The organism is Halorhodospira neutriphila (genome assembly GCF_016584055.1).
Taxonomy (GTDB): Bacteria; Pseudomonadota; Gammaproteobacteria; order Nitrococcales; family Halorhodospiraceae; genus Halorhodospira; species Halorhodospira neutriphila.
Window position 1 is genome coordinate 1 of sequence record NZ_NRSH01000060.1, and the last position, 13,595, is coordinate 13,595.

The window sequence follows — 13,595 nt, forward strand, 5'->3', positions numbered from 1 at the left end:
CGCTGAGCCCCCGCCCGGGCCGCGAGGGCGGCGGACCGGGCGGGGGCTCAGCGGGCGGGGACGGCGCTCGGCCCCTGCACGCCGGCCGCCCGGAAGTGCTTGGCGTTGAGCCGCAGGACCAGCAGGATCGTCGCCGCCTGGATGGCGATCGCCACCCCGGTCAGCACCCAGTAGACGGGGCTGAACGGCGCCAGGGCGCCGTGCTTGACCAGCCCGACGTTGGTGAAGAAGTGCAGCATCACCGCCAGCGCCACGCCGGGGCAGACCAGCGTGTAGGAGCCGGCGGAGTTCTCGGGGCCGAAGATGAAGCGCTTGAAGTAGCCGTAGCGGCGCATCACGACCCAGCCGAGCAGCCCGAAGGCGATCTGCGTGACCAGCAGGTAGCTGAGCATCCCCAGGGTCTCGATCCCGCCGGCCTCGCTGCCGAAGTGCACGTGGAAGCCGTGGGTCTGGCGCACCAGCGTGATGCCGATGACGGTGAGGATCGGCACGACGAGCCACAGGCTCGGGGCGCTCACCGGGTTGGCCCTCTGCTCGAGCATCGCCCGGATGCCGAGCACCAGCATCACGGCGCCGGAGAGCACGGCGCTCACCATGAAGAAGCTCGACAGCACGAGGCTCACGGCGGCGGTGCCGGGGAGCTGGCTCATGGCCGCCGGCGCCGCGAGCCCGACGCCGACCATCGCCAGGGCGAAGGAGGGCAGCAGCTGCGCCAGGCTGTTATCGGCGGCGCAGTCGCAGTGGCTCTCGGTGAGCACCCGGCCCCAGAAGTCGCCCAGCCACCACAGCGCCCAGACGCCGACGGCGAGGAAGCCGGCCATCGCCGCCGGGAAGAGCCACTCCACCACCGACCAGAGGCCGGGCACGAAGACCGCGCCGACGACGAAGCCGACGTTGATGGTCATCGCCACCGCCAGCGGCGCCGCCAGCAGCTGGATCTCCGTGCGGTCGTTGAGCATCTGCCGGTAGGCCGGCGTCCGGCGGAAGCCGCGGAACTCGCGCAGGTTCCACAGCAGCAGCCGGACGTGCATCAGGGCGAAGGCCGCGATCCCCGTCCACGCCCCGGCGATCGCGGCCCGCCTGAGGAAGCCGCCCTGCTCGAAGGCCGCGGCGATATCCGCGAATACGGGGATGGGGTGGCCGGGCGAGGGGATCCAGAAGAGCAGCCACATGAAGAAGGAGACCGCCAACCCCCCGGCGCCGAGGGCGGCGAGGAAGTACAGCGGTGAGTAGCTCGAGCCGAGATCCCGGGGCATACGGCGTAGCATCGCGCCTCCTTCCAGCGGCCCGTCGCGCCGCGGTCCTCTCAGGCCCTCGGCGCAGGGCGGGCGAAAAGAGATAATTTATGCACTTTTGGGAATGCATTGTCAAAAGGGGACACCCCGCCCGCCCCGCGCGCCCGTGTTAGGATGAGCGCGGTGTCATGAGCAATCGGCGGAGAGTCGTTCAATGGGGTTTCTGCAGAATAAGCGCATCTTGATCGTGGGGGTGGCCAGCGACCGCTCCATCGCCTGGGGCATCGCCGAGGCGATGCACCGCGAGGGGGCCGAGCTGGCCTTCACCTACCAGAACGAGAAGCTACGCGACCGGGTGGCCAAGCTCGCCGCGTCCGTCGGCAGCGAGCTCGTCTACCCCTGCGACGTCAGCTCGGACGAGGAGATCGAGGGGGTCTTCAGCGCCCTCGCCGAGCAGTGGCCGGACGGGCTCGACGGCATCGTCCACGCCGTGGCCTTCGCCCCGCGCGAGGAGCTGACCGGCTCCTTTGTCGACAACACCACGCGCGAGGGCTTCCGCGGCGCCCACGAGATCTCCGCGTACAGCTTCGTCGCCCTCGCCCGCTGCGGCCGGGCCATGCTCCGCGAGCGCCAGGGCGCCCTCGTGACCCTGACCTACCTCGGCGGCGAGCGCTCCCTGCCCAACTACAACGTCATGGGCGCCGCCAAGGCGAGCCTCGAGTCGAGCGTGCGCTACATGGCCGCGGACCTCGGCCCCGAGGGGATCCGGGTCAACGCCATCTCCGCCGGCCCCATCCGCACCCTCGCGGCCTCGGGGATCGGCAGCTTCAAGCAGATGATGAGCCACAACGAGCAGGCCTCGCCGCTGCGCAAGAACGTCTCGACCCTCGAGGTCGGCAACGCCGGCGCCTTCCTGTGCTCGGACCTCGCCTCGGGGATCACCGGCGAGATCGTCCACGTCGACGCCGGCTTCCACAGCGTCGCCCTCTCCGGCGCCGAGCTCTAGCCGGCCGGCCCACCTTCCGCGCCCCGCCGCCGGAGCGGCGGCGGGGCCGGCGAGGCGGCGCGGGCCGCCCGCCCTCCCCGCTCCTAGAGCCGCTCGTCGTGGATCTGCACCTCGGCGTCGGCCCGCAGGGCCCGGATCAGGGCCTGGAGCTCGGAGCGCCCGGCCATGGCGCGCACCTGCTGGCGCAGCTGCTCGCGCTCCTGCTCGGCAAGCGCCTCCCAGTCGCCGGGCTCGACCCCCTCGAGGCGCACGAGCGCCGCGGAGCCGTCCCGGAGCTCGACCAGGCGCACCTGGCCGACCCCCATCTCGAAGGCGGCGCGCCGGACCGGCGCCGGCGGCCCCTGGTCGCGGCGGCGCACCTGCTCCGCCGTGTGCAGCCGCGCCGCGCTCTCGGCCACGGCCTCCTCAAGGCCCTGCCCCTGGGCCACCGCCTCCCGCAGCTGCTCGGCCCGCTCCCGGGCCCGCTCGGCCGCGCGCTGGTCGCGCAGCGCCTCGCGGATCCGGTCGGCCACCGCCGCCAGCGGCCGCGGCGCCGGCGGGCGGCGCTCCGCCACGCGGACCACCGCGAAGCGCTCCTCGCCGAGCTCGACGAGCTCGCTGTTGTAGCCCTGCTCGAGGACCTCCTCGCTAAAGGCGGCCTCGACCACCGCCGGGAACCGGGCCAGCCCCTCCTCGCCCCCGCCGCGGGGGATCCAGCCGCTGGTCTGCACCGTGAGGCCGAGCGCCTCCGCGGCCGGCTCCAGGCTCTCAGGCTGCTCGAAGGCCCGGTTGGCGAGCTCGTTGCGCCGCTCGGCGAACTGATCGCCCACCCGCTCGCGCAGCAGCTCGGCCTCGATCTCGTCGCGCACCGCCGCGAAGCTCTGGGCCTCGCCGCGCTCGGTCTCGTCGACCCGGATCAGGTGGTAGCCGAAGCGCGTCCGTACCGGCTCGGAGACCGCCCCCTCCTCGAGGCTGAAGGCGGCCTCCTCGAAGGGCTCGACCATCTCGCCGCGGGAGATCCAGCCGAGCTTGCCCCCCTCCTGGGCCGAGCCCGGGTCCTCGGAGTACGCCTCGGCGAGCTCGGCGAAGGAGGCGCCGCCCGAGCGCAGGCGCTCCCGCAGCCGCGCGATCTCGGCGCGCACCTGCTCGGCCCGCGCCGCACCGGCGTCCTCGTCGAGCGGCAGGAGGATATGCCGGACCCGGCGCCGGCCGCCGTCGGCGTAGGCGCCGCGGCTCTGCTCGTAGCGCTCGCGCAGGGCCTGCTCGTCGATCTGCGCCTCGTCGCGCAGGTCCTCGAGGCGGAGCTCGACGTACCTCAGGCGCACGGCCTCCGGGGTCATGTACTCGAGGGGGTGCTCCCGGTAGTAGGCCTCGACGGCGGCCTCATCGACGCTCACCCCCTCCCGCATCGCCGAGGCGGGGACCTCGGCGTAGGAGAAGCTCCGCGCCTCGTCGCGCAGGCGGACGATCCGCTCGAGGCGCGCGGGGGTGGCGAGGCCGCTGGCCTGGACGCCCTGCTGGAGCTGGCCGACGAGCAGGTCGCGGCGGACGAGGGCCTCGTAGTCCGCGGGGGCCATCCCGTTGCGCTGGAGGAGGCTGCGGTAGCGCTCCTCGGAGAACGCCCCGTCCTGCTGGAACAGCCCCTGGCCCCGGATCTCGCGGGCGACCGCCTGGTCGCTGACGCGCAGCCCCTGCCGCTCGACGTAGTCGTAGAGCAGCGTCCGGTCGATCAGCTGGTCGAGGGCGCCGCGGCGCAGGGCGGCCTCGTCGAAGCTGCCCTCGGGCAGCTCGCCGCCGAACATCTCGCGCAGCCGGGCCCGCTGGCGCTGCACGGCCTGCTCGAGCTGGCGGCGCTGGATCTCCTGGTCGCCGACCTTCGCGACCACGGCCTCGCCGCCGCCCCCGCGGAAGTACTCGGCGCCGCCCATGAAGAGGAACGGCAGCGCGATAAGGGCCACGATCAGCCAAGCGACCCAGCCCTTGATCCCGTCTCGTATCGACTGAAGCATGCCTCGCCTTCTACCGGTTCAGGTGGAACGGAGCCGCCACGGCGGGCGCCTGCGCCGGCGGTCGGTCTAGCGCACACAAAAAAGGCGCCTCGAGGGCGCCTTCTTTGCCGGCATCGCTGCCGTGCTGGATATGGCGGAGCGGACGGGGCTCGAACCCGCGACCTCCGGCGTGACAGGCCGGCGTTCTGACCAACTGAACTACCGCTCCGAGTTGCTCGCTTCTCGAGCTCCTGGTGGGTGGTGAGGGGCTCGAACCCCCGACATTCGCCTTGTAAGGGCGACGCTCTCCCAGCTGAGCTAACCACCCCGTTCAGGAGTCTCTTAGTTTATCGCATCTTTGAGCGCTTTGCCAGGCTTAAAGCCCGGGACTTTCGAAGCCGGGATCTGGATGGTCTCACCCGTCTGCGGGTTGCGGCCAGTCCGGGCGGCCCGATCCCGAACCGTGAAGGTGCCGAAGCCGACCAGCGTCACCTGGTCCCCCTCACGGAGCGCGTCGGTGACCGACTCTACCATAGCGTCCACGGCACGTGAAGCCGCCGCCTTGGACAGATCAGCAGAGTCGGCTACCGCCTCGATGAGCTCACTTTTGTTCATCCCGATGTCCTCTTCCTCTATTGGTCGGTTGTCTCGTGGCCTCGCAACCCCCAAGGCTCGCGCGCCCCGCCGCCCCGGCTTAGCGCGGCGAGGTGAGCCGTCGGATGGGGGAGGTTTATAGCAACGCCTTTTCTCCCGTGTCAACTTGCCCCTGGCTCAGTGGGGGCGCGTCGTATCCGTCTGGGTCTCCGAGACCGAGGAGCGCGAGGCGACCTGGACCTCAGCCTCGGCGCCCGGCTCCTCCCCCTCGGGCTGCGGCAGCGGCTGCGGCTGGCGCGTCAGGGCGACCTCGAAGACCTCGTCGATCCAGCGCACCGGACGGATATCGAGCCGGGCCTTGACCTCCTTGGGCACCTCCGCGAGGTCCTTCTCGTTCTCCGAGGGGATCAGCACCGTGGTGATCCCGCCGCGGAGGGCGGCCAGGAGCTTCTCCTTGACGCCGCCGATGGGCAGGACCTCGCCGCGCAGCGTGATCTCGCCGGTCATCCCCACCCCGGAGCGGATCGGGATGCCGGTCAGCGCCGAGACGAGGGCCACGCACATGCCGATCCCCGCCGAGGGGCCGTCCTTGGGGATCGCCCCCTCGGGGACGTGGATGTGGTAATCGTACTTGGTATAGAAGTCCGGTTCGAGCCCCAGGGCCCGGGCGCGGCTGCGCACCACGGTGGTGGCGGCGTCGATGGACTCCTTCATGACGTCGCCGAGTTGCCCGGTCTGGGTCGCCCGCCCCTTGCCGGGCACCACGGCGACCTCGATGGTCAGCAGCTCGCCGCCGACCTCGGTCCAGGCCAGGCCCGTGGCCTGCCCCACCCGGTCCTCGGTCTCGGCGACCCCGTAGCGGTAGCGGCGGACGCCGAGGTACTTGTCCACGTTGCGCCGGGTGACCTGGACGCGCTTGCTCTTGGCGCCCTTGCGCTCGCCCTCGACGAGCCCCTTGACCACCTTGCGGCAGACGGTGGCGAGCTCGCGCTCGAGGTTGCGCACGCCGGCCTCCCGCGTGTAGTGGCGGATGACGTCGCGGATGGCGCTCTCCTTGACCTCCAGCTCGCCCTTGCGCAGGCCGTTGGCCTTCATCTGCTTGGGCAGCAGGTAGCGCTGGGCGATGGCGACCTTCTCCTCCTCGGTATAGCCGGGCAGGCGGATGACCTCCATGCGGTCGAGCAGCGGCTCCGGGATGTTCATGGTGTTCGCCGTGCAGACGAACATCACGTCGGAGAGGTCGAAGTCCACCTCCAGGTAGTGGTCGTTGAAGTTGTGGTTCTGCTCCGGGTCGAGGACCTCGAGCAGCGCCGAGGAGGGGTCGCCGCGGAAGTCCATGGCCATCTTGTCGACCTCGTCGAGCAGGAAGAGCGGATTGCGCTTGCCCGCCTTGCTCAGGTTCTGGACGATCTTGCCCGGCAGGGAGCCGATGTAGGTCCGCCGGTGGCCGCGGATCTCGGCCTCGTCGCGCACGCCGCCGAGGGACATGCGGGTGAAGCGCCGGTTCGTGGCCCGGGCGATGGACTGCCCCAGGGAGGTCTTGCCGACGCCGGGCGGGCCCACGAGGCAGAGGATCGGCCCCTTGAGCTTGCGCACGCGGCGCTGCACGGCCAGGTACTCGAGGATCCGCTCCTTGACCTTCTCGAGGCCGTAGTGGTCCTCGTCGAGCACACGCTGGGCGCGCTTGAGGTCGTGGCGCACCCGGGTGCGGTCCTTCCACGGCAGGCTCACGAGCCAGTCGAGGTAGTTGCGCACCACCGTCGCCTCGGCGGACATGGGCGACATCATCTTGAGCTTGTTGAGCTCCTGGCGCGCCTTGTCGAGCGCCTGCTGCGGCATGCCCGACTCCTCGATCTTGCGCTCGAGCTCCTCGACCTCGTTGGGGACGTCCTCGAGCTCACCCAGCTCCTTCTGGATGGCCTTCATCTGCTCGTTGAGGTAGTACTCCCGCTGGGACTTCTCCATCTGCTGCTTGACGCGCCCGCGGATGCGCTTCTCGATCTGCAGGACGTCGATCTCGCCCTCGATGAGCCCCATCAGGTGCTCGAGCCGGGCCCGCGGGTCCTCCATCTCGAGGACGTTCTGCTTCTCCTCGACCTTCAGGGACATGTGGGCGGCGATGGTGTCGGCCAGCCGCCCCGGCTCCTCGATGCCCGACAGCGAGGAGAGGATCTCCGGCGGGATCTTCTTGTTGAGCTTGACGTACTGCTCGAAGAGGTTGGTCGCCGAGCGCGCCACCACCTCGATCTCGCGGTCCTCCGGGTCGTGCGCCGGCTCGGGGGTGACCACCACCCGGGCCGAGAGGTACTCGCCGCTGTCGGCGAGCTCGACGAGCTGCGCCCGCTCGCTGCCCTCGACGAGCACCTTCACCGTGCCGTCGGGGAGCTTGAGCATCTGCAGGATCGAGGCCACGGTGCCGTAGGCGTAGAGGTCGTCCCCGCCCGGGTCGTCGACCTCGGCGCTGCGCTGGGCGACGAGGAAGATCCGCTTGTCGTTCTCCATGGCCGACTCGAGCGCGTGGATGGAGCGCTCGCGGCCGACGAACAGCGGGATGACCATGTGCGGGTAGACCACCACGTCGCGCAGCGGCAGGACCGGGGTCTGGTCCATCGTGGGGTACGATTGCGGTGTCTCGGTCGTTGATGCCATGGGGTTCGGACCTCGCTGACGTGTGCCCGTGCAGGGCGCACGGCCGCAACCTTAGGCGCCCTGCCACTCGCCTAAGGGTTGGGATCGATCGGTGGGGTTTCAAGCCGCCGCCGGCGGCGGCCGCCTCACTCGTCGGAGGCGGCCTTGGAGTGCTCCGGGCCGGCGTAGACGATGTACGGGCGGCTGTCGCCGGCGATCACGGACTCGTCGACGACCACCTTGCTGACGTTCTCCATGGAGGGGAGCTCGTACATGGTCTCGAGCAGGATCTGCTCGATGATGGTGCGCAGCCCGCGGGCGCCCGTCTTGCGCTCCATGGCCTTGTGCGCCACGGCGCGCAGGGCGTCGTCGCGCAGGTCGAGCTCGACGCCCTCCATCTCGAAGAGCTTCTGGTACTGCTTGACCAGGGCGTTCTTCGGCTCCTTGAGGATCTCGATGAGCGCCGTCTCGTCGAGCTCGTCGAGGGTGGCGATCACCGGCATGCGGCCGACGAACTCGGGGATCAGCCCGTAGCGCACCAGGTCGCTCGGCTCCACCGTCTGGAGGATCTCGCTGACGCTGGCGCGCTCCTTCTCGCTCTTGATCTCCGCCGAGAAGCCGATGCCGCCGCTCTCCGAGCGCTCCTGGATGACCTTGTCGAGCCCGGCGAAGGCGCCGCCGCAGATGAACAGGATGTTGCTCGTGTCGACGTTCACGAACTCCTGCTGCGGGTGCTTACGCCCGCCCTGGGGCGGCACCGAGGCGGTGGTCCCCTCGATGAGCTTGAGCAGCGCCTGCTGCACGCCCTCGCCCGAGACGTCGCGGGTGATCGACGGGTTATCGCCCTTGCGCGTGACCTTGTCGATCTCGTCGATGTAGACGATCCCGTGCTGCGCCTTCTCGACGTCGTAGTCGCACTTCTGGAGCAGCTTCTGGATGATGTTCTCGACGTCCTCGCCGACGTAGCCCGCCTCGGTCAGGGTGGTGGCGTCGGCGATGGTGAACGGCACGTTGAGCAGCCGCGCCAGGGTCTCGGCGAGCAGCGTCTTGCCCGAGCCCGTCGGGCCGATGAGCAGGATGTTGCTCTTGGTCAGCTCGACGTCGTCGCCGCTGGCGCCGTGCCCCTCGAGGCGCTTGTAGTGGTTGTAGACGGCCACCGAGAGGACCTTCTTGGCGTGGTCCTGGCCGATGACGTACTCGTCGAGCACCCGGTGGATCTCGTGGGGCTTGGGCAGCCCGCCGCCCTCGCTGGCGCTGCCCTCCTGGAGCTCCTCACGGATGATGTCGTTGCACAGCTCGACGCACTCATCGCAGATGAAGACCGAGGGCCCGGCGATGAGCTTGCGCACCTCGTGTTGGCTCTTCCCGCAGAACGAGCAGTACAGGACCTTGCTGCTGTCGTCGCTCTTGCCCTGATTCCGGTCAGTCATGCCACGGCCTCGGCTTCTCAGCTATTCGGCGGTTATCGATAACAATGCACCCTTTCCGGGGGGGACGCAACAGCCCCCGGCGCGGATCACTCCGCACCGTGGCGCCGCTGGAGGACGTGGTCGACGAGCCCGTACTCCGCCGCCACCTCGGCGCTCATGAAGTTGTCGCGCTCGGTGTCGTTGCGGATCTTCTCGAGGTCCTGGCCGGTGTGGTGGGAGAGGATCCGGTTGAGCCGGTCGCGCATGCTCAGGATCTCGCGGGCGTGGATATCGATATCCGTCGCCTGGCCCTGGAAGCCGCCGAGGGGCTGGTGGATCATCATCCGCGAGTTGGGCAGCGCCGAGCGCTTGCCCGGCGCCCCGGCGGCGAGCAGCAGCGCGCCCATGCTCGCGGCCTGGCCGACGCAGAGCGTCGCCACGTCGGGCTTGATGTACTGCATCGTGTCGTAGACCGCCAGCCCGGCGGTCACCGAGCCGCCGGGCGAGTTGATGTAGAGGTGGATGTCCTTGTCGGGGTTCTCCGACTCCAGGAACAGCAGCTGGGCGACCAGCAGGTTCGCCTGGTAGTCCTCCATGGGGCCGACGAAGAAGACCACCCGCTCCTTGAGCAGGCGCGAGAAGATGTCGTAGGCCCGCTCGCCGCGCGGGGACTGCTCGACGACCATGGGCACCAGGCCGCTCGCCTGGGGGTCCAGCGGCGTCTGGCCTTGCGGTTCGGTCATGGCTCGGGGACTCCTGCGTGGTTCGCTGCGGTCACGCCGTGGCGGCGTCGTGGTTCATGAGCTCGTCGAAGCTCATCGGCTGGTCCTCGACCTGGACCTGCTCAAGGAGCCAGTCGACGACCTGCTCCTCGATGACCGAGGCCTCGAGGCTCTCCATCAGCTGCCGGTTCTGCGCGTACTCCTGGAGCGCCTCCCGGGGGTCGTGGCCGGAGCTGGCGGCCATCTCGCGCAGCTGCTGCATCAGCCGCTCGCGATCGAGCTCGATGCCCTGGCTGCGCACGAGGTGGTTGACCAGCAGCCCGAGCTTGACGCGGTGGCGCGCCGTCTCCTCGTAGGCCGAGCGCTCCGAGTCCGGCACCTCCTCGCCCTCGCCGGCGCCGGACTGCTCGCGCAGGGCCTGGATCTCGCTGTCGACGAGCGTCTGCGGGATCTCCAGCTCGTTGCGCTCGGCGAGCTGGTTCAGCGCCTGGCGCTTGAGCCGCTGGCGGACCGCCTGGTCGCGCTCGCTCTCGAGGTTGCTGCGCAGCGCCTCGCGCAGGGCCTCGACCCCGCCCTCCTGGATGCCGAACTGCTGCGCGAACGCCTCGTCGAGCTCGGGCAGCACCGGCGCCTCGACCCGCTTGAGCCGCAGCTCGAACTGCGCGGTCTTGCCGGCGAGGCGCTCATCGGAGAGGTCCTCGGGCAGGGTGTGCTCCACGGTCCACTCGCCGCCGGCCTCGGCCCCCTGGAGCACCTCCTCGAAGGCCTGCGGCAGCTGCCCGGCGCCGAGCACCGCCGGGGCATCCTCGGCCTGGCTGCCGGTGAAGGGCTCGCCGTCGATGGTGCCGGAGAAGTCGAGGATGACGCGGTCCTCGTCCTGCGCCGGGCGCTCCACCGGCTCGTAGCTGGCGTGCTGGCGGCGCAGGCGCTCGAGGACGTTGCCGAGGTCCTCGTCGGTGATCTCCACGGCGGGGCGCTCGACGCGGATCTGCTCGACGCCGCCGACCTCGATCTCGGGCAGCAGCTCGAAGCTCGCCTCGTACTCCAGGTCCTGCCCCTCCTCGGCGCTCTTGAGCGAGATCTGCGGACTCCCGGCGGGGCGCAGCCCCTCCTGCTCCAAGGCCTCGGAGTAGCTCTGCTGCACGACCTCGTTGAGCACCTCGCTGCGCACCTGCTGGCCGTACTGCTTGCGCACCACCTTCATCGGCACCTTGCCGGGGCGGAATCCATCCATCTTGACCCGGCCGGAGAGATCGCGCAGGCGGCGCTCGATCTCGTTCTCAACGCGCTCGGCCGGAACGTGGACCGTCATGCGCCGGCCCAGGCCTTGGGTCGTCTCCACGGAAACTTGCATCGGGAAGTCCTTAGGGATCTAAACGTTGGGTCGTGAATCGTCTCGACAAGGCCGCGCCCTGAGCGGCGCGGCCGCGCGATCTGGTGCGAAAGGAGAGACTCGAACTCTCACGGGGCGCCATGCCCCACCGGGACCTAAACCCGGCGCGTCTACCGATTCCGCCACTTTCGCACGATCGAGGGGGCACAAGCAGCGAATGACCTGCCCCCAACACAGCGCTAGTATAACAGCGCTAGGCCGCTGACCCGCAACGTCCGCATAATGGGCCGGGATCGGCGCCGCTGCCGAGGGACAGGGGCGCCGATCCCCCTAGGCGAACAAGAAGCGAGAGACCCCTTGCCCGCAACGCTCGGTATCGTGCTGCTGCTCCTGCTAGCCGTCGCCCGCGAGGCCACCGCCGCCCGGGTCCGCCGCCTCGCCCCGGCGAGCGCGAGCGCCCGGCAGTGGCGGGCCGCCCGGGCGTGGCAGAGCGGCGCCCTCGCCCTGGCCGCCGCGGCGCTGATCCCGGCGCTGATCACCCGGCCCTCGCCGCCCCTGCTCGGGCAGGCGTACAGCCTGCTCGACCGGCTCGCCCCGCTGCTGCTCGTCGGCGCGGCGGGCGCCTTCGCCATGGCGGCCCGGCTGGTCGGCCCCTGGGCGTGGCGGCAGCTGCGCCGCTACGGCACGGGCCGCAGCGGCGCCGCCGACGCCGAGCCCGGCGAGGCCGGGCTCAACCCTCAGCACACGCCCCGAACCCTACGCGATTGGATCCGCGAGAACGGCCCCGAGTTCCACTACCGCTTCGACGTCGGCACCGCCGCCGGCGTGGCGAACCTGCTCATCGACACCGACGAGGCCCGCTACAGCGTCTACATCCTCGCCCCCGAGCAGTTCAACCAGGGGCTCCCGGCGGCGCTGGGGCGGGCCGCCGCCATCGGCGAGGCCCTCGGCGCCCAGGCGATCATCTGGATCGCGGATACCTCGACGCGCCAGGCCTACCGCAGCACGGCCCACCCGGTCGACCTCGTCTCCGGCGGGATCCCCGACGTCCTGCGCCTGGTCGCCGTCAAGGACCGGGCCGCCCGCCGGCGCCGCGAGCGCCGGGAGCGCCGCCTGCGCCAGGAGGAGCAGCGCCAGGGGCGGGTGCGCTGGGGGAGCCAGGACGCCGAGGCCGCCCGCGAGGGCCACGACGGCGAGGCCTGGGAGCGCTTCGTGCGCAAGGCGCCGATCCACCCCTACATGCGCAGCCGCCTCTTCCGGCGCCACGAGGGGCGCTGCGCGCTCTGCGGCGAGAGCCTCGAGACGGCGGAGCCGGACTGGGAGGCGCGGGTCGCCGACTACGACCACGCCTGCCAGAGCCTGGCCACGACGCAGCTCATCCCCCACGGCGAGCGCCAGGCGCTGCGCTACGAGATGCCCGACTGCGAGCAGTGCCTGATCGACACGCCGAGCTACTTCGACAGCTGCATCGAGCGCCTCGCCCCGGTCCACCCGCAGTGCTGGCGGGCGCGGCAGGAGGCGCAGCAACGCCCGGGCACCAGTGAGGCGGAGGCATCGGCATGAGGCGTATCCACCCCCTGCTCACCGCCCTGCGCGACTGCTGGGCGGACGATCCCGCCGGCCGCGGCGCGGCGAAGGTGCTCGCCGGCGGGGCGCTGATCCTCGTCGGCGCGGTCACCGGCTTCGGGGGCGTCTCGGGGGTGCTCGTCGGCGCCCTCCTCGGCGGGGCGCTCCTGCTCGCCGGCCGCTACCTCCAGCCCCCGGAGTACCCGGACCAGCGCACCACCCAGGGCTGGGTCGCCGAGGTCATCGAGCTCGCCCAGGAGGCCGGCCCGCTGCGCTACCGGCCGGTCTACGCCTTCGAGGCGGCGGGGCGGGACCACCAGGTGCCGGCCCGGATCCGCGCCCGCCGGCCGCCGCCGCTCGGCGAGCCGGTGCGCATCGCCTACTCCGCGGCGAACCCGGGCAACGCCCACCGCGCCGACGGCCTCGAGGGCAACCTCCACCGGGTCGCCTACGCCGTCGGCGGCGGCGCGCTCCTGATCTCCCTGCTCAGCCTCGCGGTGAGCCTCGCCATGGTGATCGGCGGCTTCCTGCTCTGGCGCTCCGGCAGCGCCGAGCGCATGGCGACGCCGCAGGCGCAGGGCCTGCTCCACGACCTCCAGGCCATGCTCCGGCGCGCCCGGCAGGCGGCGGTCGGCGCCGAGCCGCCGCCGGGCCCGCGACCGCCGCAGCGCCGGCGCTGAGCCCGCCGGCGCGAGATTGCTATGCTATCCGAGGATACCCTGGCCGATACCGAGGTCTTCACCCCTTGAGCACCGAAGACGAGCTCCGCGCGCTGCTCGACGAGACCCTGCAGCTGCGCGGCCGGGCCCAGGCGTTCACGGCCGAGACGCGGCTGCTCGGCGAGCTCCCCGAGCTCGACTCGATGGCCGTGGTGCTCATCGTCGAGGCCCTCGAGGAGCGCTTCGGCCTGCGCCTCGAGGAGGACGAGGTGACCGCGGAGCTCTTCGCGACCCTCGGCTCACTGCAGGCCGTCGTCGACGCCAAGCGCGCCCCCTGCTGAGCCGCCGGGCGGGCGCCCCCGCCCAGCGCCTCACCCGAGATCGAGCCGCCAGACCAGCGTCCGGTCCACCGCGGGCCACGCGAGGGGCGCGGCGCACTCGGCCCGCCCGCGGCCGAGGCTGGAGTCGATCCCGGC

General features: G+C 71.3%; 11 protein-coding genes and 3 tRNA genes. 4 read left to right on the forward strand and 10 right to left on the reverse strand.

The window, feature by feature from the left end:
- Window positions 1-47: 47 nt before the first annotated feature.
- Entirely contained in the window at window positions 48-1,268 is a 1,221-nt protein-coding gene (locus tag CKO13_RS06655) for a TsoY family (seleno)protein (RefSeq protein ID WP_200258245.1), read from the reverse strand.
- 181 nt (window positions 1,269-1,449) lie between these two features.
- Here CKO13_RS06655 and CKO13_RS06660 point away from each other — a divergent pair, with 181 nt between their 5' ends.
- Window positions 1,450-2,241, forward strand: coding sequence for an enoyl-ACP reductase FabI (locus CKO13_RS06660; RefSeq protein WP_200258248.1), 792 nt, complete (start codon window positions 1,450-1,452; stop codon window positions 2,239-2,241).
- Between the two features lie 83 nt (window positions 2,242-2,324).
- Here CKO13_RS06660 and CKO13_RS06665 read toward each other — a convergent pair whose 3' ends face one another.
- The 9 genes from CKO13_RS06665 to CKO13_RS06705 all read right to left on the reverse strand — a co-directional run bounded on the left by CKO13_RS06665 (window position 2,325) and on the right by CKO13_RS06705 (window position 11,086).
- Complete coding sequence (locus CKO13_RS06665) at window positions 2,325-4,229, reverse strand: SurA N-terminal domain-containing protein (protein WP_200258252.1); 1,905 nt, start codon at window positions 4,227-4,229, stop codon at window positions 2,325-2,327.
- A 131-nt stretch (window positions 4,230-4,360) separates the two neighbouring features.
- A tRNA-Asp gene (locus CKO13_RS06670) sits at window positions 4,361-4,437 on the reverse strand.
- 23 nt (window positions 4,438-4,460) lie between these two features.
- Window positions 4,461-4,536, reverse strand: a tRNA-Val gene (locus CKO13_RS06675).
- A 14-nt stretch (window positions 4,537-4,550) separates the two neighbouring features.
- Window positions 4,551-4,823, reverse strand: coding sequence for an HU family DNA-binding protein (locus CKO13_RS06680; protein WP_200258255.1), 273 nt, complete (start codon window positions 4,821-4,823; stop codon window positions 4,551-4,553).
- A 156-nt stretch (window positions 4,824-4,979) separates the two neighbouring features.
- The gene (gene lon, locus CKO13_RS06685) at window positions 4,980-7,412 is read right to left on the reverse strand and encodes an endopeptidase La (RefSeq protein ID WP_242467933.1); all 2,433 of its coding nucleotides are present in this window, start codon (window positions 7,410-7,412) and stop codon (window positions 4,980-4,982) included.
- 164 nt (window positions 7,413-7,576) lie between these two features.
- A complete protein-coding gene (gene clpX, locus CKO13_RS06690) occupies window positions 7,577-8,860 on the reverse strand; it encodes an ATP-dependent Clp protease ATP-binding subunit ClpX (protein ID WP_200258260.1) in 1,284 nt (427 codons plus the stop codon).
- 86 nt (window positions 8,861-8,946) lie between these two features.
- Window positions 8,947-9,582: an ATP-dependent Clp endopeptidase proteolytic subunit ClpP gene (clpP, locus tag CKO13_RS06695; protein ID WP_200258262.1), complete on the reverse strand. Its 636-nt coding sequence runs from the start codon at window positions 9,580-9,582 to the stop codon at window positions 8,947-8,949.
- A 31-nt stretch (window positions 9,583-9,613) separates the two neighbouring features.
- Complete coding sequence (tig, locus tag CKO13_RS06700; protein ID WP_200258264.1) at window positions 9,614-10,915, reverse strand: trigger factor; 1,302 nt, start codon at window positions 10,913-10,915, stop codon at window positions 9,614-9,616.
- Window positions 10,916-10,996: 81 nt separating this feature from the next.
- A tRNA-Leu gene (locus CKO13_RS06705) sits at window positions 10,997-11,086 on the reverse strand.
- 165 nt (window positions 11,087-11,251) lie between these two features.
- Between CKO13_RS06705 and CKO13_RS06710 the strand changes: the two genes are divergently transcribed.
- The 3 genes from CKO13_RS06710 (at window position 11,252) to CKO13_RS06720 (ending at window position 13,460) form a co-directional block, all read left to right on the forward strand.
- Entirely contained in the window at window positions 11,252-12,457 is a 1,206-nt protein-coding gene (locus CKO13_RS06710; protein ID WP_200258267.1) for a hypothetical protein, read from the forward strand.
- Window positions 12,454-13,140, forward strand: a complete 687-nt coding sequence (locus tag CKO13_RS06715; protein WP_200258269.1) for a hypothetical protein — start codon at window positions 12,454-12,456, stop codon at window positions 13,138-13,140. Before CKO13_RS06710 ends, CKO13_RS06715 begins: the two co-directional genes overlap by 4 nt.
- 65 nt (window positions 13,141-13,205) lie before the next feature.
- Entirely contained in the window at window positions 13,206-13,460 is a 255-nt protein-coding gene (locus CKO13_RS06720) for an acyl carrier protein (RefSeq protein ID WP_200258272.1), read from the forward strand.
- Window positions 13,461-13,595 lie beyond the last annotated feature (135 nt).